Source organism: Micromonospora sp. WMMC273, from assembly GCF_027460285.1.
In the GTDB taxonomy this organism is placed as follows: Bacteria; Actinomycetota; Actinomycetes; order Mycobacteriales; family Micromonosporaceae; genus Micromonospora; species Micromonospora aurantiaca.
Map to the genome: position 1 here is coordinate 1,653,509 of NZ_JAPZBE010000001.1, position 20,856 is coordinate 1,674,364.

Sequence of the window (20,856 nt, forward strand, 5' to 3'; positions counted from 1 at the left end):
CCGGGTCGTGCGCCGCCGGCTGGTGATCAGCTACCTGCTGCTGATGGTGCTGGTCCTGATCGCCCTGGAGACACCGCTGGCGGCCACGCTCGCGACCCGGGAGACCGACCGGGTCCGCGCCGACCGTCTCGCCGACGCCACCCGCTTCGCCTCGCTGGCCGGGCCCGCGTTGCGGGGCGGCAGCCCCGGCCCGCTGGACGGGGAACTGGCCGCCTACGACGCGCTCTACGGCATCGGCGCGGCAGTGGTGGACCGGGACCGCCGTACCGTGGTGGCCTCGTCCGGGTGGGAGCCGGGCGCGGGCACCGGCCCGGCGCTCGACACCGCGCTGTCCGGGCAGCAGTTCAGCGGCCCGGAGTCGGTCTGGCCCTGGGTCGGCGGCCCGGTGGTGACGGCGGTGCCGATCAACGACGGCGGCGAGGTGCTCGGCGCCGTGGTCACGACCAGCCCGGCGGACGGTGTGCGCCGCACGGTCACCGTGTGGTGGCTGCTGCTGGCGGGCATCGGGCTGCTGGCGGTGCTGGCCTGCGTCTCGACCGCGTTCGGGCTGGCCGGCTGGGTGCTGCGCCCGGTCACCGAGCTGGACGCGGTGACCCACGAGATCGCCGAGGGCCGCCGCGCCGCGCGGGTCCGCGCCGGACTCGGGCCGCCCGAGCTGCGCCGGCTGGCGACCAGCTTCAACGACATGGCCGACGCGGTGTCCGACGTGATGGACCGGCAACGCGCCTTCGTCGCGCACGCCAGCCACCAGCTGCGCAACCCGCTCACCGCGCTGCGGCTGCGGGTGGAGGAACTGGGCCCCAGCCTCACCGACCCGGACGGGCGCGCCGAGCACCGGCTCGCGCTGGAGGAGACCGACCGGCTCGCCACGGTGCTCGACGCGCTGCTCACGCTGGCCCGCGCCGAGCGGGAGGAGAACCAGCGGGTCACTGTGGACGCCACCGCCACCGCCGCCTCCCGGGTGACGGCCTGGCTGCCGCTGGCCCGGCACCGGGAGGTCACGCTCCGCCTCGACGCCGAGGACGCGCCGGCGTACGCCCGGACCGTGCCGACCGCCATCGACCAGGCGCTGGACGCCCTGATCGACAACGCGGTGAAGTTCAGCGGCACCGGGGGAGAGGTGACGGTGACCGTACGCGCCGTCGGCGGCGGGACGGTGCTGACCGTCAGCGACACCGGTCCGGGCATGACCGCCAGTCAGCTCGACCAGGCCACCGAGCGGTTCTGGCGGGCGCCGGACGCGCAGAACGTGGACGGCGTGGGCCTCGGGCTGACCATCGCGGCGGTGCTCGTCGACGCCTCCGACGGCCGGCTCACCATGCGCCAGGGCGAGCCCCGGGGCCTGGTCGCCGAGCTGTGGTTCCCGGCGCCCGCCGACGCGCCGGTCCGGTGCTGACCCACGTCAGGGCTTCGCGGCGCGATACCACTGCGCCGCGCCCGGATGCAGCGGCAGCGGAGTGGTGACGATCGCCGACCGGGGACTCATCCGTCCCGCCGCCGGGTGCGCTGCGGCCAGTTCCTGCCGGCGGTCCATCAGCAGGCGGGTCACCTCCCGCACCAGCGCGGCGGGCAGGTCGGCGCGGACGATCAGGTAGTTCGGGTTCGCCACGGTGCTGACCGGGTCGGCCCGGTACACCGAGCGCGGCACGTCCCGGGTCACGTAGACCTGCCCGTACGCCCGGCGCAGCGGCTCGGTCCAGTCGCCGAGGTCCACGATCCGCAGCGAGGTTCGCTGGGCCAGCTCGGCGACGCCGCGTACGGGTAGCCCGCCGGAGAAGAAGAACGCGTCGATCCGCCCGTCCCGCAGGGCCGCCACCGAGTCGTCCAGCCCCAGGTGCTCCTGGCGGACCCGGTTGCCGCCGAGCTGGGCCACCTCCAGCAGGCGGCTGGCGGTGATCTCGGTGCCGGAGCCGTCGGCGCCCACCGACACCCGCCGGCCGCGCAGGTCGCCGAGGGTGCGGATCGGCCCGCCGGCGCGGGTGACCAGGTGCAGCAGGTCGTCGTAGACCCGGGCCACGGCGAGCACCGACGGATGTTCGGGCTCGCGCGGCGGCAACACGTCGGCCTGGGTGAAGCCCAGCTCCGCCTCCCCGGCGCCGACCAGCCGGACGTTCTGCGCCGACGCGGCGGTGACCACCACCTCGGCCCGTACGCCGGGTACCTCCCGGTTGAGCAGGGACGCCAGCGACTGGCCGAAGGCGTGGTAGACGGCGGTCGGGCTGCCGGTGGCGATGCGGATCCGGGTCGGCTCGGACGGCTCGTCCCGGCATCCGGCCAGCCCGGCGACGAGCAGCAGCACCAGCACGAGCGGGGCGGCGGCGCGCACAGGCCAGTGTCGGCTCACGGGCTGCACTCTGCGCCGTGCACCCGTCACGGCGCAAGCCCGCACGGTGGGGGCACCGCCGCGCGAGCCCGCACGGGGCCGGTCAGCTCGCCGGGGCCAGCTCCGCGCTCTCGGTGATCCGCTGCCGGTGCTCGCCGTTCGGTACCACCACCAGGAAGCAGCCCGAGCCCGGCCGCAGTGCCGCCGGCACGTCCAGCAGCGCCGCGCCGCGTACCAGCACCGCCGCCAGGTCCCGGTCGGCGAGCCGGATGCCGAGGCAGTGCCGGCGGACGTGCCGGCCACCGGCGAGCAGCGCGGCCCGCCAGGCCGCCGCGGCCAGCCGGGGCCGCCACAGCCGCCGCGGCGCCGATGCGCCGGGGAACGGCCCGCCGAGCAGCTCCCGGCGTCCCTGCCGCCAGCCCGCGGCCAGCAGATTCGCGTACGCCGCCCGGTGCGGCGGCGGCACCGACAACCGGTGCAGCTCGTAGCGGCGGCGCAGGCCACCGGTGGTCAGCTCGTGCTCCACCGGCACGTCCAGGCGTCCCAGCAGCTGCCGCATCCGCTGCGCCGCGTCCTCGCGGTTGAACTCGGCGATCCCGCCCCGGTGCGGTCCGGAGTCGAGACGGCGGACGTCGGCGGCCGGCGGCGGAGTGCAGCGCACCATGCAGGCGACCTCGAAGGCGTCGGTCAGGGTCAGCCAGTCCAGTGGCGGCGGCGACGGGCGCGGGCGGTCGAGCAGCGTGGTGAGCATCGGCGCGGCTCCTCGGTCAGAGTCGGGGTACCTCTACCGTCGCTGCCGAGCGCCGGACCGGGAACCGATGCGCCCCAGCCTTGAGCAAAATTTGCGGGAAGCCCGCGGCTCAGAGTTCGGTGACCACCAGGTCGACCTGCCGGGGCCGCCCGGCCGCCCGGGGCGCCTCCTCGACCGTGTACTTCAGCTCCCGCAGCGCCCCCACCAGGGCGTCGGCGGTACGCGGCCGGGCGTCGGCGAGCAGCAGATCCCGCACCAGCCGGCCCTTCGTGGCCTTGTTGAAGTGGCTCACCACCGACCGGGTCGGCGTGCCGTCCACGATCCGTTCGTGCAGCACCCGCACCGTCACCGTGCGTTCGGCGAGCGCGCCGCGCGGCGTCCAGGTGGCCGCGTACGCGCCGGACCGCAGGTCCAGCACCGGGCCGCGTCCGGCGGCCGGCTCCAGCACCGGGCCGAGCGCCTCCCGCCAGTACGCCGACAGCGCGCCGAGCCCCGGCAGCCGCGCTCCGATCGGGCAGCGGTACGGCGGGATCCGGTCGGCGAGGCGTACCGCGCCCCACAGGCCGGAGCTGATCAGCACCTGGCGGCGGGCCGCCCGCTGCGCGTCGGGCGGCAGCGTGTCCAGACCGAGCGCCTCGTAGAGCACGCCGGTGTAGAGCCGCCCGGCCGGCGCGGTGGCCGCCTCCCGCAGCCGGGCGTTGCGCCGCAGTTCGCCGCGCTGCCCCTCGGTGAGGCCCAGCGCGGTCCGGGCCGCCGTCTCGCCCGGCCCGGCGCACAGGTTGACGAGCGCGGTCAGGACCGCCTCCCGGGCCGGGTTCAGCTCGGTCAGGGACAGCCGGGACAGGTCCAGCCGGCGGCCGGTGCCGGCCTCGGCCTTCCCCTCCGACGGGGGCAGCAGGATGAGCACCGGCACAGCGTACGGGCCGGGGTCAGCGCCACGGCCGGACGGCACGCTCGGGGTGGTACACGCGACTACCGCCCACCTCGGCTACCACCGCCGCGTCGGCGCGGTCTCCCAGCAGCCGCCGCAGCGTGCGCTCGGCCGGGGAGCCGGCCGCCACCACGTACCCGGGCCGGTCCGCGCGCGCCACCCGCTGCCAGTACGCCGGATAGCGGTTCTGCCCGGGAGTGAGGGCGCCGTCGAGCACACCGCAGGCGACGGTCTCCCCGGTGTTGAAGATCAGCCGGTTGCAGGTCCAGTAGTCCCCGTACACCTCGTGCAGACCGGCCTGCCGCACCGTGTCGGCCAGGCGGCGGGCGGTACGCTCCTCGTCCCGTACGCCCGGCACACCGGTCAGGAATGCCACGGTCCCGGCGACGGTGGCGGCGGTCAGCCCGGCCAGCACCGCCGCCGCCGTGGCGCCGCCCAGCCGGGCCGCCCGTCCGGCGGTGCCCCGCACCGCGTGCGCGGCGGCCAGCCAGAGCGGCCACAGTACGGCCGGCAGCGAGATCTGGAGCACCGACAGGTAGCGGGCGTTGCCGAGCGGGTCGGTCGCGGCGAGCGGACTGCGCACGTACGCCAGAAGTGTCAGCGCCGCGCCCACGACCAGGGCGAGGATCGCCACGGCCCGGACCCGCGCGGCGTGGTCGGCGGCCCGGCGGTACGCGAGCAGCCCGAGCCCGGCGGCGGCCACCAGCAGCACCGGGTAGAGCACGCCGAACCACTGCGCCCAGCGCGCGCAGCCGTCCATCGGGCACATGCCCGACGCCAGCGGCACCCCCTCCAGCAGCCCGCCGCGCAGCCGCTCGGCGAGCGACGGCGCGACCCCCTCCTTGGTGCTGATCTCGCGGAACACCGACAGCGAGTCCTGCCCGGGCGGCGCGACGAGGTTGTCCTTGACCACCGGGGCGATCCCGGCCAGGAAGCCCACCACCAGCAGCACACCCGGCCAGCCGATCAGATCCCGGGGCACCGCCACGGCGAGCACCACCGCCGCCACCAGCAGGTACGGCGCGATCAGCCAGTCCGACCACAGCGCCAGCCCGGCGAGCAGCCCGAACGCGCCGGTGGCCAGCCAGTGGTGCCGGATCCGCCGGTCGCCGAGGGCCACCGCGATCAGCAGCATCGCCAGCACCGCCGGCTTGACCTCCGGACGGCCGCCGACCACCGTGAGCTGGTCGCGGACCACCCGCTCCGAGCCGAGCGCGAGCAGGCCCACCACGACCACTGCGAGCCAGGGGGAGAACAGGCGGCGGGTCAGCCGGTACGCCAGCCACAGGAAGACCGCGAAGAGCGCCAGCAGGGGCAGCCGCAGCAGCGGCCAGCTCGGCCCGGCCCAGCCGACAAGCGGCGCGGCCAGGTACGACTCCAGCACGCCCATGTAGCGCTGGCCGTAGAGGAAGACCGGCCGCTCACCGCGCTCGGCGATGTGCAGCGCGGCCAGGCCGAACGTGGCCTCGTCGCTGTTCGACGCGGGCACCGTGAGCAGCGTCAGCACCAGCCGGTAGCCGACGGCCGCGACGCCGAGCAGCAGCGCCACCAGCGCCGGCGCGTCCGGACGCGGCAGTACCCGGTCCCGCTTCGTCGTCGACACGACAAACGCCCCCGTCGTCGTCCCGACCGCAGTCTGTCACGGCGGCGCCCGCCGCCGGGTCGGATCGGCGTGGATCACTCGCGTGGCCCGGCCGGTCCGGTTGTGGCACTGTTGCCGTGTGCCGCCCACACCACCGGACCAGCTTGCCGTTCCGCAACTGCACCGCGCCGCGCGCTTCGAGGACGCCGTGCACGGCCTGGTGGAGCGCCGGTTGCGGCGCACCGGGTGGCAGCCCAACATCATCGCGTACGCGGGCTACGGCGCCCCCGGCTGGGCGCGCGTGCTCTGCCGCGTGCTGCTCGGGCGTCCGGACACCCGGCGGCGGGGCCGGCTGGACAAGGTGCGGGGCTGGCGCAGCTTCGCCACGCTGCCCGCCAAGCACGTGAAGGTGACCATCGAGGCCGACGGCGTGCGCCAGGAGGTGACCGCCGACCGCAGCGGCTTCGTCGACACCGTGATCGAGGCCGACTTCGCCCCCGGCTGGGGCTGCGTACGCCTCAGCGTCGCCGACGCCGAGCCGGTGGAGGCGCTGGTCCGCGTGCTCGACCCGGCCGTCCGGTTCGGCATCCTCTCCGACATCGACGACACCGTCATGGTGACCGCGCTGCCCCGGCCGCTGCTCGCCGCGTGGAACACGTTCGTGCTGGACGAGCACGCCCGCACGGCGGTGCCCGGCATGGCGGTGCTGTACGAGCGGCTGGCCACCGCCCACCCGGGCGCGCCGGTCTTCTACCTGTCCACCGGCGCCTGGAACGTCGCGCCGACGCTCACCCGGTTCCTGTCCCGGCACCTCTACCCGGCCGGGCCGCTGCTGCTCACCGACTGGGGGCCGACCGCGGACAGGTGGTTCCGCAGCGGCCGGGAGCACAAGCGGGCCACGCTGGCCCGGCTGTCCCGGGAGTTCCCCGAGGTGCGATGGCTGCTGATCGGCGACGACGGACAGCACGACCCGGAGATCTACCGGGAGTTCGCCGCAGCGCACCCGGACCACGTGGCCGGGGTGGCGATCCGGCAACTGTCCCCGACCCAGTCGGTGCTCGCAGGCAGCCTCCCGGCACCGGCGGGCCGTTCGTCGTCGGGCCCGATCGGCCAGAAGTGGCTGAGCGCCCCCGACGGCGCCGGCCTCTGGAAGCTGCTGCGCGAAGCCGACCTGGTCTGACCGTCTTTTGCTTCTCCGCGTCGATCATGAAGTTGACGGCGTTGTGGATCTCTTAGAGTGCCGCCAACTTCATGATCAACGGGGGTCGCGAGGCCGGCACGGGGTCAGCGGGGGGAGAGCCAGAGGACGCCCAGCGGGGGGACGCGCAGCGCCACCGACGCGGGCAGGCCGTGCCACGGCACGTTCTCGGCGTGCACCTCGCCCAGGTTGCCCACGCCCGACCCGCCGTAGTGGTGGGCGTCGGTGTTCAGCGCCTCCGCCCACGTACCTGCGGCCGGGAGGCCGATCCGGTAGTCCTCCAGCGGAGTCGCGGAGAAGTTCGCCACGCACACCAGCGTCTGCCCGTCCGGGGCGATCCGGATGAACGACACCGCGTTGTTGGCGACGTCGTCCCCGGCGATCCAGCGGAAGCCGGCCGGGTCGGTGTCCTGCGCCCAGAGCGCCGGGCTGGCCCGGTAGACGCGGTTCAGGTCGGCCACCAGCCGCTGCACGCCGGCGCGCGCCGGGTCGTGGGTCAGGTACCAGTCGAGGCCCCGCTCCTCGCTCCACTCCCTGTCGTCGGCCAGCTCGCAGCCCATGAACAGCAGTTGCTTGCCCGGGTGCGCCCACATGTACGCCAGCAGCCCTCGCACGGTGGCCAGCCGCTGCCAGGTGTCGCCGGGCATCTTGCCCGCCAGTGACCCCTTGCCGTGCACCACCTCGTCGTGGCTGATCGGCAGCACGTAGTTCTCGCTCCACGCGTACGCCAGCGAGAACGTGAGCTGATGGTGGTGGTGCTGCCGGTAGATCGGGTCCTTCGAGGTGTAGAGCAGGGTGTCGTGCATCCAGCCCATGTTCCACTTGAAGCCGAACCCGAGCCCGCCCTCCGAGGTCGGCTTCGTGACGCCGGGCCAGGCGGTGGACTCCTCGGCGATCATCAGGACGCCCGGGTGGTGCCGGTAGACGGTGGCGTTGACCTCCTGGAGGAACGCGATCGCCTCCAGGTTCTCCCGGCCGCCGTGCACGTTCGGCGCCCACTGCCCGTCCTGCCGCGAGTAGTCCAGGTAGAGCATCGACGCGACCGCGTCCACGCGCAGCCCGTCGATGTGGAACTCGTCAAGCCAGTACAGCGCGTTGGCGACGAGGAAGTTGCGCACCTCGTTGCGGCCGAAGTCGAAGACGTACGTGCCCCAGTCGGGGTGCTCGCCGCGACGCGGGTCGGGGTGCTCGTACAGCGGGGTGCCGTCGAAACGCGCGAGCGCCCACTCGTCCTTCGGGAAGTGCGCCGGCACCCAGTCCAGGAGCACGCCGATGCCGGCGGCGTGCAGCCGGTCCACCAGGTACCGGAAGTCGTCCGGGTCGCCGAACCGGGCGGTCGGCGCGTAGTAGCCGGTGACCTGGTAACCCCACGAGCCGCCGAACGGGTGCTCCATCACCGGCAGGAACTCCACGTGGGTGAAGCCCATCTCCAGCACGTACGCGGTGAGCTGCTCGGCCAGCTCCCGGTAGCCGAGGCCGGGTCGCCACGAGCCCAGGTGCACCTCGTACACGCTCATCGGCTCCTGGTGCGGCGCCTGCCGGGACCGGCGCGCGAGCCAGTCCGCGTCACCCCACTCGTACCGTGACTCGTGCACCACCGACGCGGTGGCCGGCGGCACCTCGGTGCGCGCGGCCATCGGGTCGGCCTTGTCCCGCCACCGGCCGTCGGCGCCGAGGATGCGGTACTTGTAGCGGCTGCCCACCGGCATGCCGGGCACGAAGATCTCCCACACGCCGCTGGAGCCGAGCGAGCGCATCGGCCACCCGTCGTCCGGCGCCCAGCCGGTGACGTCGCCGATCAGCCGCACCGCGCGCGCGTTGGGAGCCCAGACGGTGAACGCGACGCCCTCGTCGAAGACACGGGCGCCGAGCGCCGCCCAGAGCCGCTCGTGCCGGCCCTCGCCGATCAGGTGCAGGTCGAGGTCGCCGAGCGTGGGCGGATAACGGTACGGGTCGTCGTGCGGCGTGCCGTCCACCTCGACCCGGTAGTCGAGCACCTCGCCGGGGAGCACCGCCTCGAAGACACCGGCGTCGTGCACCCGCTTCATCGGGTGCCGTTCGCCGTCGGCGAGCACCGTCACCTCACCCGCGCCCCGGCGCAGCGTCCGGATCGTGGTGCTCCCGTCGGCCGGATGCGCGCCGAGCACGGCGTGCGGGTCGTGTACCTCGCCGGCGATCAGCTGGTCCATCGGGCGTCGTCCTTGTCGGCCGGTGCGGTCGGGGCGGTGCCGCCGGAGAGGTCGGCGGGTACGTCTTCCACTGTCAGGTCGGGCGCGGCCGGGTGCTCCGGCTCGGCGGGGGCCGGTGCGGCCGGGCGGCGCACGGTGAGCACGTGCGCCGGTTGCAGGTACGGGTCCAGGCGTACCGCGTTGCGCTGTCCCCAGTCGTACTCGGCGCCGGTCAGCTCGTCGCGCACGGTGAACCGCTCGTGCCAGTCCAGGCCGAGCGCCGGCATGTCGAGCGTGGTGTTGCCCCACTGCACCTCGCGGGAGTCGAACGAGCAGACCACGATCACCGTGTTGCCGGTCTCCGGGTCGTGCTTCGACCAGCACAGCAGTGCCGGGTTGTCGATGTCGTGGAACCGCAGGTTGCGCAGCCGGTGCAGGGCGGGGTTGTCCCGGCGTACCCGGTTCAGCGTGGTGATGAACGGCGCCAGCGACCGGCCCTGCGTCAGCGCGGCGTCCCAGTCCCGGGGCCGCAGCTCGTACTTCTCGTTGTCCAGGTACTCCTCGGCGCCCGGCCGCGCCACGTGCTCGAACAGCTCGAACCCGGCGTACATGCCCCACGAGGGGGACAGCAGCGCCGCCAGCACCGCCCGGATCTTGAACATCGGCGGCCCGCCGTGCTGCAACGACGAGTGCAGGATGTCCGGCGTGTTCGGCCAGAAGTTCGGCCGCATCCAGTCGACCGAGGCGACCAGCTCCTCGCAGTACTCCCGCATCTCGGCCGCCGTCGTGCGCCAGGTGAAATAGGTGTACGACTGGGTGAAGCCGATCTTGCCGAGGCCGTGCATGATCGCCGGCCGGGTGAACGCCTCGGCCAGGAACAGCACATCCGGGTCGACCTTCTTGACCTCGGCGATCAGCCAGTGCCAGAAGTCGAACGGCTTGGTGTGCGGGTTGTCCACCCGGAAGATCCGGATTCCCTCGCCGACCCAGTGCAGCACCACCCGCAGCACCTCGGCCCGGATGCCCTCGGGGTCGTTGTCGAAGTTCAGCGGGTAGATGTCCTGGTACTTCTTCGGCGGGTTCTCCGCGTACGCGATGCTGCCGTCGGCCCGGGTGGTGAACCACTCCGGGTGCTCGGTGACCCACGGATGATCCGGCGCGCACTGCAACGCCAGGTCCATCGCCACCTCCAGCCCCTGCTCGGCGGCGGCCGCGACGAAGTCGCGGAAGTCCTCCGGCGTACCCAGGTCGGGGTGGATGGCGTCGTGGCCGCCCTCGGCCGCGCCGATCGCCCACGGCGAGCCCACGTCGTCCGGCCCGGCGGTGAGCGCGTTGTTGCGGCCCTTGCGGTTGACCCGGCCGATCGGGTGGATCGGCGGCAGGTAGAGCACGTCGAAACCCATCGCCGCGACACCCGGCAGCCGCTCGATCGCGGTGGCGAACGTGCCGGAACGGGCGGGCGCGTCGACGGTGGCCGGGACCGCGCCCTCGGAGCGGGGGAAGAACTCGTACCAGGCGGAGAAGAGCGCCCGCGGCCGGTCCACCCAGAGCGTGCGCTCCTCGCCGGTGGTGACCAGCTCGCGGACCGGGTGCTCCCAGAGCAGGCCGGCCAGATCCAGCGCCGCGCTCACCCGCCGCGGCAGGTCCAGGCCGTCGTCGGCCAGGGCCCGCACGGCTTCGCGTACGCGATCACGGTCGACCTTCGGCACCAGGTCGAGCGCGGCGGTCAGCACGCGTACGCCCTCGGCCAGGTCGTTCGCCAGCTCGGCCGCGCCCTGGCCGACGGCGAGCTTCTTGGTGACCGCGTTCTGCCAGGTGAGGTACGGGTCTTGAAACGCCTCCACGGCGAAGCGCCACAGGCCCACCGCGTCCGGGCGGATGGTGGCGTGCCAGCGGTCCTGGCCGGGCTCGCCGGGGCGCATCCGGGTGAACGGGCGGGCCGCGCCGTCCGGGCCGAGCCAGACCACGTTGCACCCGAGCGCGTCGTGGCCCTCGCGATAGGCCCGTGCCGACACCGGCACGACCTCGCCGACCACCGCCTTGGCCGGGTAGCGACCGCAGGAGACGACGGGGGAGACGTCTTCGATCGGGAACCGTCCAGTCACCCGCTCAACCTACTGCGCGAGATCCTCTCGCGCTCGGTTGCGCGCTGCTTCCACGGCGCCACGCCTTGGCGCGCCGCATGTAACGCAGCACCCCGGCCGGCCCGGTGGAGACGGGCCAGTCGTCGGTGCGGAAGTAGGCGTCCGAGCCGCCGTCCAGGAAGATCACCGAACCGCAGAGGAAGTCGGCGGCCGGCGACAGCATGAACGCCACCCACTCGCCGACGTCCGCCGGCCTGCCGCGCCCGCCGATCGGCACCGGCAGCCCCTCGACCGCCTCCTTCTCGCCCCGGGCGATCTGCTCCTCCAGCAGCGGGGTGGCGATGATGCCGGGGGCCAGGACGTTCACCCGGATGCCGGCGCCGGCCCACTCCGGCGAAATCGCGGCGCGGCGTGCCCACCGCGTCACCGCCAGCTTCGAACTCGCGTACGCGAACGGCGCCGAGCGCTTGCCGAAGCGCCCCACCACGCGCAGCGCCCGGTCGGCGTCGCGGTCGAGCAGGGCCCGCACGGCGCGCTCCGGCACCATCGGGGTGAGCGTGACGGAGTTCGAGCCGAACACCACCACCTTGCTGTTGCCGGCGGCGGCCAGCGCCGGTCGCCACGCCTCGAGCAGCTCCACCACGCCGAAGAAGTTGACCTGCTGCACGAGCCGGTCCCGGCCGGGGATGCCGCCGAGCCCGGCAGCGCAGACCGCCCCGTCGAGCCGCCCTCCGGCGCGCTCCAGCACCTCGGTCGCCGCCGCCGCGCGCCCGGCCGGTGTGGAGAGGTCGGCGACGACCTCCACGTCCCGCAGGTCCACGCCGACGACTGTGTGCCCGTCGCGCCGCAGCCGCTCGGCGGAGGCCCGGCCCATGCCGGAGGCCGCGCCGGTCACCGCGTACGTACCCATGTCGGTTCCTCTCCGCTTCGCCGGCGGTCGGTCCGGGCCGGCCCCGTGCGTCTGCCGGATGCTGGCACGCGGGGCGGGCCCGGGTGCGACAAAACCGTGCCTATTCCGCCGTCCGGCGGCCCTCGGCCCGGTCGGCGGCGGGGAGCTTGCCCGCCGCGTGCCGCCCGACGATGTAGCCGTAGACCAAGCCCTGGCCGATGGTCGCCCCGGCCCCCGGGTAGGTGCGGCCGAAGGCGTTGGCGGCGGCGTTGCCGATCGCGTACAGCCCGGGGATCGGTGTCCCCGCGTCGGACAGCGCCCGGCCGAGGCCGTCGGCCCGGACCCCGCCGCAGGTCCCGAGGTCGGACAGGACGACCCGGACGGCGTACAGGTTGCCGGCCAGGGGCCGCAGGTTCGGGTTGGGCGTCACCGTCGGGTCGCCGTAGTAGCGGTCGTACGCGCTGGCGCCACGCGCGAAGTCGTCGTCGACGCCCGCGGCGGCGAGCTGGTTGAACCGCGCCAGCGTGGCGCTCAGCGCGTCGGCGTCCACGCCCATCGACCGGGCGAGGTCACCCGGGGTGCCCGCGCGGTGCGCGATGCCCGCCGCGTACCAGGACTTCGGCAGCGGGGCGCGGGGGAAGTGCGTGCCGGCGAAGACGTAGCTGTTGCGGTACCGCTGGTCGAAGACCAGCCACATGGCCGGCAGTGCTCCGACCTCGTGGGCGAGGCCGAGCACCCGCTGCCCGAACGTCATGTAGTCGCAGGACTCGTTGACGAACCGGCGGCCCGTGCCGTCCACCATGAGCGACCCGGGCAGGGAACGCTCGGCGAGGAGCACCGACGGCGCGGCGTCGCCGACCGGCGCGACGGCGGGGAACCACCACGCTTGCTCCATCAGGTCGGTGCCGGCGCCCGCCGCCTGGGCGGCGCGGATCCCGTCGCCGGTGTTGCTGTCCGCGCCGAGGCTCCAGTCGCCCAGGTCGCGGTGGTGGTGGACGTGCCGCAGCGGCAGGTCGTGGTCGAAGCCGCCGGTGGCGAGCACGACACCTCGCTCGGCCCGTACGGTGAACGTCGTCTCCCCGTGGCGCAGCTCGGCCCCGACGACCCGGTCCCCGTCGACCAGGAGCCGCTCCAGCGCCGTCCCGGTCCACACCGGGATGCCGGCGCGGCGGACGCCGGCGAACAGGCCGGCGGCGATGGCCTGGCCGCCGGCGGCGTACTCGCGCCCGAGCGCGAGGCCGCCGAGACCCTGGGCGAGGCGGGTCACGATGCGGGGCAGCGCGCGGACCGGGGTCCTCGCCATCAGGTTGAGCCACTTGTAGTCCGCGCCGGTGACCGGCATGGGCACTGGCGCGGAGAGGACGGCGGGACGCAGCCGCGCGCGGTCGGCGCCGAGGACCTTCAGGTCGAGCGGGCGGCACTCGCAGCTCCGGCCCTCAGCGGTGCCGCCGGGCAGCTCCGGGTGGTAGTCGGAGTAGCCGCGAGCCCAGAGGAACCGCATCGGGGTGGTCCGCGTGAGCATCTCGATCGTGGCGGTGCCGTGCTCGAGGAAGCTGCGCCAGCGCTGGTCGGGCGCGGAGCCGTCCACGACTGCCTCCAGGTACGCCGCGCCGCGCTCGGGCGTGTCCCCGGAGCCCTCGGCGGCCAGGACGGGGTTGGCGGGGATCCAGAAGGCGCCGCCGGAGCGGGCTGTGGAGCCGCCGACCCAGCGCGACTTCTCCACGACCACGACGGAGAGGCCTGCCTCGTGGGCGCTGAGCGCGGCGGCGAGGCCGGTGCCGGAGCCGATCACGACGAGGTCGACCGAGGCCGGCTGGGGCTGCCGGGGTACGGACATCGGGGGACTCCTTGCTACGGGGCGACGACGGGCCGGGTGCCGGCGGCGACGAGCGCCGCCGTCCCCTCGGCGTCCAGGGGACAGTGGGTGCCGGTGAAGATGCTGGCGGCGCAGAGGTTGCAGTGGGTGCAGCGCGACCGGGTGGTGGCGTCGCGGCTGATCTTGCTGATCAGATCCGGCTCCCGGAGCAGGGCGCGGGCCATCGCGACGTACTCGAAGCCGTCGCTCATGGCCGTGCGCATCCCGTCGAGGTCGGTGATGCCGCCGAGCAGGATCAGCGGCATGGACAGCTCACGGCGGAACTGGAGCGCGAGGTCGCGGAAGTAGAGCGGCTGGTAGGGGTAGTCGTGGAACAGGAACCGGCCGAACATCTTCATGCCGAGCCGCAGCAGCGGCGGCTGGGGCGCGGCCATCGCCGCGAGCGGGATGTCGCCCCGGAACAGGAACATCGGGTTGAGCAGCGAGGACCCGCCGGTGAGTTCCAGGGCGTCCAGGTGCCCGTCGGCCTCCAGCGTCCGGGCGAACGGGATCGACTCGTCGAGGTCGAAACCGCCGCGTACGCCGTCGCTCATGTTCATCTTGGCGATGACGGCCACGTCGTCGCCGACTGCTTCCTTGACGGCGGCCAGGATCCGGCGCGGGAACTCGGCGCGGTTGGCCAGCGCACCGCCGAACTCGTCCCGGCGCCGGTTGAGCTTCGGCGACAGGAACGATCCGGCGAGGTAGGTGTGGCCCAGGTGCACCTCGACGGCGTCGAAGCCCACCTCGCGGGCCGCCGCGGCGGCGCTGCCGTGCGCGGCCACGACGCGGCGGATGTCGTCGTGCGTCGCGGCGCGGTCGAAGCCCATCGCCAGGGGGTTGAACCGCGCCGACGCGGCGAGCGAGGGCAGCCCGTTCGAGCGGGAGTTCGCCACCGGCCCGGCGTGCCCGATCTGGGCGCTGACCTTGGCGCCGGTGGCGTGCACCGCCTCGGTCAGTCGCCGCAGCCCGGGCAGCGCCTCGGGCCGCCAGTAGACCTGGCCCCGTTCGGTGCGTCCCTCGGGCGCGACGGCGAGGTAGGCGACAGTCGTCATGCCGACGCCGCCGCGGCCCACAGCGGTGTGGTAGTCGATCAGGCGGTCGGTGACCAGGGCGTCCGGGGTCGCCCCCTCGAAGGTGGCGGACTTGATGACCCGGTTGCGCAGGCGAACCGGACCGAGGGTGGCGGGGGCGAGCGGGTCGGGGATCGGGCGCGTGGTGGTCACGGGGCTTCCTCGGGTGTGGTGATGCGGATGTCCAGCAGACGCAGCAGGGCGTCGACGGCGTGGGCGGGCGAGCCGTCGGGGCCGCCGCGGGCCCAGTCGTACAGCGCGGCCTGGGCCGCCTCGCGGTACGCGGCGGCGACGGCGTGGCAGATCGCCCTTGGCGCTCCCGGTCGACGCCGGGCGATCTCCCGGGCGAGGGCCTCGGTCCAGGGCGCGTAGGCGCGGGCGGAGGCTTCCGCCAGTTCGGGTTCCTCGGCGACGACCCGCATCCAGTACCCGCCCGCGCTGAGCACGAGCGCGTCGTCGGAGACGGAGGCGACCACTGCGGCGCGCAGCGCGTCGGACAGCGGGACGTCGAGGGGCAGCGCGCGGAACGTCTCGGTCAGCCGCCGCGTGGCGGCGGGCACCCCCACCCAGGCGAGGGCGGCCTTGGACGGGAAGTGCCGCATCAGGGTGCGGGCGCTGATCCCGGTGGCCGCGGAGAGGTCGTCCCAGCCGGTGGCGCCGTAGCCGCGCTCCGACCAGAGCCGCAGGGCCGCGGTGCCGACCGCTTCGGGATCGAGCACCGTGGGCCGGCCGCGTCGGCGCCGCGCGGGCGGGTTGTCCGAGGCCATGCGGCAAGTGAAGCATTTTTGGCGGGAAGCGTCAATAATCGGTGACCGCCCTGCGACGTGACCCGCGCTCCGCCTCTAGCTCGTCCGCTGCGCGACGAACACGAACTCCCGATCGGGGCGATCAGGCGCCTGCCGCACGTCGAGCACCCGGTATCCGGCGGCGGTCAGGCTCGACTCGACCTCGTCGCGGTCGCGGAACCGCAGCGTCGAGTCCGACGTGACCACCGCCCCGTCGGACAGGAAGCGGTAGGTGAAGCGGAAGGACACGAACGGCAGGTCGATCGCGGTTACCCGAAAACGCCGTTCCACCCGCCCGACGCCCGGGGCGGATCGGATGACCGGGCCGGTGTCCGTCGCCCACTCCTCCCAGGCGCGATGGTCGGGACGCCGGGTCTCGAAGACGAGATGCCCCTCCGGCCGGAGCGCGGCATGGATGCTCCGGAGCGTCCGTCCCCAGTCGGCGTCGGTCAGGAAGACCTGCGCCACGTTCCCGGTCATCGTGGCCAGGTCGGCGTCGAGCGCGGGCAGCGCCGCGGCGTCGCCGTGGATCCAGTGGACCGCGCCGGCCCCGTCCTTGGCCCGCGCGACGTCGAGGGACGCCTCGGCCGGGTCGACGCCGACGACCGCGTGTCCGTGCCGGGCCAGCAGGACCGCCAGCGACCCCGTCCCGCAGCCCACGTCGAGCACCGTGCGCGCGCCCAGCTCCCCGGCGAGCGCGAGGTAGGCGGCCAGGTCGTCCCGGTCGGGGTCGAAGGCGTCGTAGACCGGCGCGAGACGCGGATGGGCGAAGATCGCATCGGGCATCGGGCGACCCTAACCCGGCTTGTGGCGCCCGCACGTCGTAGCGCCCGGCGAGGTGGGCCGCGCCCGTTGATAAGGGGCCCTTCCTCTACCGGAGGCGTTAACAGGGTGCCCCTCCTTACACCCCCACCGAGCGGTAGACGTCGAGCGTCTGGCGGGCGATCGCGTCCCAGGAGAAGTGCTCCACCGCCCGCCGCCGCCCCGCCGCCCCGAACGCGGCGATCCGCTCCGGGTCGGCCAGCAGCTCGTTCATGCGCGCGGCCAGGTCGGCCACGAACCGCTCCGGGTCCAGCGGGGTGCCGGAGCCGTCGCCGGCCTGCTCGATCGGCACCAGCAGCCCGGTCTCGCCGTCGGCGACCACCTCGGGGATGCCGCCGGTGGCGGTCGCCACCACGGCGGTCTCGCAGGCCATCGCCTCCAGGTTGACGATGCCCATCGGCTCGTAGACGGACGGGCAGGCGAAGACCGTGGCGTGGGTGAGGACCTGGATCACCTCGTGCTTGGGCAGCATCGCCGCCACCCAGATCACCCCGGACCGGGTGGCCCGCAGCTCCGCCACGAGGCCCTCCACCTCGGCCGCGATCTCCGGGGTGTCCGGCGCGCCGGCGAGCAGCACCAGCTGGGTGTCGGCGGGCAGTTCCCGGGCCGCCCGCAGCAGGTACGGCAGGCCCTTCTGCCGGGTGATCCGCCCGACGTAGACGACGCTCGGCCTCCCCGGGTCGATGCCGAGCCGGTCGAGCACGTCGGTGCCCGGGTCCGGGGCGTACTGCGCGGTGTCGATGCCGTTGTAGACCACGCGTACCCGGTCGGGGTTCACCGCCGGGTACGCGGTGAGCACGTCGCGCCGCATGCCCGCGCTCACCGCGATGATCGCGTCGGCCGCCTCGAACGCGGTCCGCTCGCACCAGGAGGAGAGCGCGTACCCGCCGCCGAGCTGCTCGGCCTTCCACGGCCGCAGCGGTTCCAGGCTGTGCGCGGTCACCACGTGCGGCACCCCGTGCAGCAGCTTTGCGGTGTGCCCGGCCAGGTTGGCGTACCAGGTGTGGCTGTGCACCACGTCGGTGCCGGCCGTCCCGGCGGCCATCTCCAGGTCGACGCCCATGACGCGCAGCGCGGCGTTGGCGCCGGCGAGCGCGGCCGGCTCGGCGTACGCGGTGACGCCCTTCTCGTCGCGCGGCGCGCCGAAGCAGTGCACCCGCACGTCGGCGAGCCGGCGCAGCTCACGGGCGAGGTATTCCACGTGCACCCCGGCACCGCCGTACACCTCCGGCGGGTACTCGCGGGTGAGCAGGTCGACGCGCATCGGTGCCATGCCCGCACCCTAGTGCAGAGCGCCACGTCGCACGCGGTGGCAAGTGTGGGCGTCCGAGTGGTGAAGTCGGTTCCGGGTCGTTAGCGTCTGAGCATGGCTGCCAAGGTGCTCGCGATCGTCCTGGCCGGCGGGGAGGGCAAGCGCCTGATGCCCCTGACGACCGACCGGGCGAAGCCCGCCGTCCCCTTCGGCGGGATGTACCGCATGGTCGACTTCGTCCTGTCCAACCTGGCGAACGCCGGCTTCCTCAAGATCGTCGTCCTGACCCAGTACAAGTCGCACTCCCTGGACCGCCACATCACCAAGACGTGGCGGATGTCGACGCTGCTCGGCAACTACGTCACGCCGGTGCCCGCGCAGCAGCGCCGCGGCCCGTGGTGGTTCGCCGGCTCGGCCGACGCGATCTACCAGAGCTTCAACCTGATCAACGACGAGCAACCCGACTACGTGATCGTCTTCGGCGCGGACCACATCTACCGGATGGATCCCCGGCAGATGGTCGAGGACCACATCGCCTCCGGCGCCGGGGTGACGGTGGCGGGCATCCGGCAGCCGCTGTCGACGGCCGACCAGTTCGGCGTGATCGAGGTCGGCGAGGACGGCAAGCGCATCCGCGCGTTCCGGGAGAAGCCCACCGACGCGGTCGGGCTGCCCGACGCGCCGGACGAGATCTACGCCTCGATGGGCAACTACGTGTTCACCACCCGGGCGCTGTGCGAGGCGGTCGAGCGCGACGCGGCGGACAAGACGAGCAAGCACGACATGGGCGGCAGCATCATCCCGATGCTCGTCGAGCGCGGCGAGGCCAACGTCTACGACTTCAAGGACAACGAGGTGCCCGGCAGCACCGACCGCGACCGCGGCTACTGGCGGGACGTGGGAACGCTCGACTCGTTCTACGACGCGCACATGGACCTGATCAACGTGCACCCGGTGTTCAACCTCTACAACTTCGAGTGGCCCATCTACACCGAGCAGCCGCCGTACCCGCCGGCCAAGTTCGTGCACGCCTGGGGCGAGCGTGTCGGCCGCGCGGTCAGCTCGATGGTCTCGCCCGGCTCGGTGATTTCCGGCTCGCTGGTGGAGAACTCGATCGTGGCGCCGAAGGTGAAGGTCCACTCGTGGGCGCACGTCGACGGGGCAGTGCTGATGGAGGGTGTCCAGATCGGCCGCCACGCGGTCGTCCGGCGCGCGATCCTGGACAAGAACGTCCACGTCCCGGAGGGCGCCGAGATCGGCGTCGACCTGGAGAAGGACCGCCAGCGCTACACCGTCTCCGACAACGGCATCGTCGTCATCGGCAAGGGCCAGCGCGTCGAGCCCTGAGCAGTCCCCACCGCATCAACGAGGAGGATCCCGCAGTGGCCCACCCCCGTGCCGGTCAGCCCGCACAGCCCGCCGACCTGGTCGACGTGCCCCGGCTGGTCACCGCCTACTACGCCGAGCACCCGGACCCGGACGACCCGGCGCAGCAGGTCTCCTTCGGCACCTCCGGGCACCGCGGATCCAGCCTCCGCCACGCGTTCAACTCCGACCACATCCTCGCCGTCACCCAGGCGCTCTGCGACTACCGCCGCGAACAGGGCCTTTCCGGGCCGCTGTTCCTCGGCCGGGACACCCACGCGCTCTCCGCGCCCGCCGAGGCCGACGCGCTGGAGGTGCTCGCCGCCAACGACGTCACAGTGCTGCGCGACAGCCGCGACGGCTACACCCCGACGCCCGCCGTCTCGCACGCCATCCTCACCCACAACCGGGGGCGCACCAGCGGCCTCGCCGACGGCATCGTCATCACCCCGTCGCACAACCCGCCGTCCGACGGCGGGTTCAAGTACAACCCCACCCACGGCGGGCCCGCCGACACCGACGCCACCAAGTGGATCCAGGACCGCGCGAACGCCATCCTCGCCGCCGGGCTCAAGGAGGTGAAACGTATCCCGTACGCGCGGGCGCGCGCCGCCGCCACCACCGGGGAGTACGACTTCCTCGCCCGGTACGTCGACGACCTGCCCGCCGCGCTGGACATCGACGCGATCCGCGACGCCGGGGTGCGCATCGGCGCGGACCCGATGGGCGGGGCGAGCGTGGCGTACTGGGGCGAGATCGCCGAACGGCACCGCCTCGACCTCACCGTGATCAACCCGCTGGTGGACCCGACGTGGCGGTTCATGACGCTCGACGGCGACGGCAAGATCCGGATGGACTGCTCCTCGCCGAACGCGATGGCCTCGCTGATCGCCGCCCGGGACGACTACGCGGTCTCCACCGGCAACGACGCCGACGCCGACCGGCACGGCATCGTCACGCCCGACGGCGGCCTGATGAACCCCAACCACTACCTGGCCGTGGCGATCGGCCACCTGTTCCGTACCCGGGAGCAGTGGGGCCCGGCCGCGGCGGTGGGCAAGACGCTCGTCTCCTCCTCGATGATCGACCGGGTCGCGGCCGATCTCGGCCGCCCGCTGCTGGAGGTGCCGGTCGGGTTCAAGTGGTTCGTGCCCGGTCTGCTCGACGGCACCGTCGGCTTCGGCGGCGAGGAGAGCGCCGGCGCGTCGTTCCTGCGCCGCGACGGCGGCACCTGGACCACCGACAAGGACGGCATCCTGCTCTGCCTGCTCGCCGCCGAGATCATCGCCACCACCGGCCGTACGCCCAGCGAGCACTGGGCCGAGCTGGCCGACCGCTTCGGCGCGCCCGCGTACGCCCGGATCGACGCCCCGGCCGACCGGGCCCAGAAGGCCGTCCTGGGCAAGCTGTCGCCGGAGCAGGTCACCGCGACCGAGCTGGCCGGTGAGCCGATCACCGCGATCCTCACCACCGCGCCCGGCAACGGCGCCGCGATCGGCGGGCTCAAGGTGACCACCGAATCGGGCTGGTTCGCCGCCCGCCCGTCCGGCACCGAGGACGTCTACAAGATCTACGCCGAGTCGTTCCAGGGCCCGGAGCACCTGGCCCGGATCCAGGAGGAGGCCAAGGCGCTGGTCGACGGGGTGCTCGCCACCGCCTGACCGCTCGGGCGGCCGGCGTTCACCGGGCGGGTTTCTGCCTGAAATCCACCCTTGCGAGTGGTCTGCGTCCTATGGTGTGGGCCATGTCGGTCGTCCCGCGTCCTGCGCCTCTGTCGG

Annotated in this window: 16 protein-coding genes; 4 read left to right on the plus strand and 12 right to left on the minus strand. The window is 73.8% G+C overall.

Going from position 1 to position 20,856, the window contains the following annotated elements; all coding sequences use genetic code 11:
- Positions 1-7: 7 nt before the first annotated feature.
- Positions 8-1,396 carry a sensor histidine kinase gene (locus O7611_RS07915; protein ID WP_194800900.1) on the plus strand — a complete coding sequence of 463 codons (1,389 nt, stop codon included), beginning with the start codon at positions 8-10 and terminating at the stop codon, positions 1,394-1,396.
- 6 nt (positions 1,397-1,402) lie between these two features.
- On the opposite strand, the gene O7611_RS07920 is transcribed toward O7611_RS07915, so the two are convergent.
- The 4 genes from O7611_RS07920 to O7611_RS07935 form a co-directional block, all read right to left on the minus strand.
- On the minus strand, positions 1,403-2,344 hold the full coding sequence (locus O7611_RS07920) for a TAXI family TRAP transporter solute-binding subunit (protein WP_194800901.1): 942 nt from the start codon (positions 2,342-2,344) through the stop codon (positions 1,403-1,405).
- An 82-nt stretch (positions 2,345-2,426) separates the two neighbouring features.
- Entirely contained in the window at positions 2,427-3,074 is a 648-nt protein-coding gene (locus O7611_RS07925) for a hypothetical protein (protein WP_194800902.1), read from the minus strand.
- Positions 3,075-3,183: 109 nt separating this feature from the next.
- Positions 3,184-3,987: a peroxide stress protein YaaA gene (gene yaaA, locus O7611_RS07930; RefSeq protein ID WP_269698064.1), complete on the minus strand. Its 804-nt coding sequence runs from the start codon at positions 3,985-3,987 to the stop codon at positions 3,184-3,186.
- A gap of 16 nt (positions 3,988-4,003) precedes the next feature.
- Entirely contained in the window at positions 4,004-5,608 is a 1,605-nt protein-coding gene (locus tag O7611_RS07935; protein WP_194800904.1) for a hypothetical protein, read from the minus strand.
- An 82-nt stretch (positions 5,609-5,690) separates the two neighbouring features.
- Here O7611_RS07935 and O7611_RS07940 point away from each other — a divergent pair, with 82 nt between their 5' ends.
- A complete protein-coding gene (locus tag O7611_RS07940; RefSeq protein WP_194800905.1) occupies positions 5,691-6,767 on the plus strand; it encodes an App1 family protein in 1,077 nt (358 codons plus the stop codon).
- A 104-nt stretch (positions 6,768-6,871) separates the two neighbouring features.
- On the opposite strand, the gene glgB is transcribed toward O7611_RS07940, so the two are convergent.
- The 8 genes from glgB to glgA form a co-directional block, all read right to left on the minus strand.
- Positions 6,872-8,974, minus strand: coding sequence for a 1,4-alpha-glucan branching protein GlgB (glgB, locus tag O7611_RS07945; RefSeq protein WP_269696496.1), 2,103 nt, complete (start codon positions 8,972-8,974; stop codon positions 6,872-6,874).
- Positions 8,962-11,058, minus strand: coding sequence for an alpha-1,4-glucan--maltose-1-phosphate maltosyltransferase (locus tag O7611_RS07950; RefSeq protein ID WP_269696497.1), 2,097 nt, complete (start codon positions 11,056-11,058; stop codon positions 8,962-8,964). Before O7611_RS07950 ends, glgB begins: the two co-directional genes overlap by 13 nt.
- A gap of 4 nt (positions 11,059-11,062) precedes the next feature.
- Positions 11,063-11,947: an SDR family oxidoreductase gene (locus O7611_RS07955; RefSeq protein ID WP_269696498.1), complete on the minus strand. Its 885-nt coding sequence runs from the start codon at positions 11,945-11,947 to the stop codon at positions 11,063-11,065.
- A 100-nt stretch (positions 11,948-12,047) separates the two neighbouring features.
- Positions 12,048-13,763, minus strand: coding sequence for a 3-ketosteroid-delta-1-dehydrogenase (locus tag O7611_RS07960; protein WP_194800909.1), 1,716 nt, complete (start codon positions 13,761-13,763; stop codon positions 12,048-12,050).
- A gap of 14 nt (positions 13,764-13,777) precedes the next feature.
- Complete coding sequence (locus O7611_RS07965; protein ID WP_194800910.1) at positions 13,778-15,007, minus strand: NADH:flavin oxidoreductase; 1,230 nt, start codon at positions 15,005-15,007, stop codon at positions 13,778-13,780.
- The gene (locus O7611_RS07970) at positions 15,004-15,621 is read right to left on the minus strand and encodes a TetR/AcrR family transcriptional regulator (RefSeq protein ID WP_269696499.1); all 618 of its coding nucleotides are present in this window, start codon (positions 15,619-15,621) and stop codon (positions 15,004-15,006) included. The genes O7611_RS07965 and O7611_RS07970 overlap by 4 nt, the downstream gene beginning before the upstream one ends.
- A 75-nt stretch (positions 15,622-15,696) precedes the next feature.
- Complete coding sequence (locus O7611_RS07975) at positions 15,697-16,425, minus strand: class I SAM-dependent methyltransferase (protein WP_194800912.1); 729 nt, start codon at positions 16,423-16,425, stop codon at positions 15,697-15,699.
- Between the two features lie 115 nt (positions 16,426-16,540).
- Positions 16,541-17,734 carry a glycogen synthase gene (gene glgA / locus O7611_RS07980; protein WP_269696500.1) on the minus strand — a complete coding sequence of 398 codons (1,194 nt, stop codon included), beginning with the start codon at positions 17,732-17,734 and terminating at the stop codon, positions 16,541-16,543.
- Positions 17,735-17,827: 93 nt separating this feature from the next.
- Between glgA and glgC the strand changes: the two genes are divergently transcribed.
- The gene (gene glgC / locus O7611_RS07985) at positions 17,828-19,060 is read left to right on the plus strand and encodes a glucose-1-phosphate adenylyltransferase (RefSeq protein WP_194800913.1); all 1,233 of its coding nucleotides are present in this window, start codon (positions 17,828-17,830) and stop codon (positions 19,058-19,060) included.
- A gap of 35 nt (positions 19,061-19,095) precedes the next feature.
- The gene (gene pgm, locus O7611_RS07990; RefSeq protein ID WP_194800914.1) at positions 19,096-20,739 is read left to right on the plus strand and encodes a phosphoglucomutase (alpha-D-glucose-1,6-bisphosphate-dependent); all 1,644 of its coding nucleotides are present in this window, start codon (positions 19,096-19,098) and stop codon (positions 20,737-20,739) included.
- Positions 20,740-20,856: the final 117 nt, after the last annotated feature.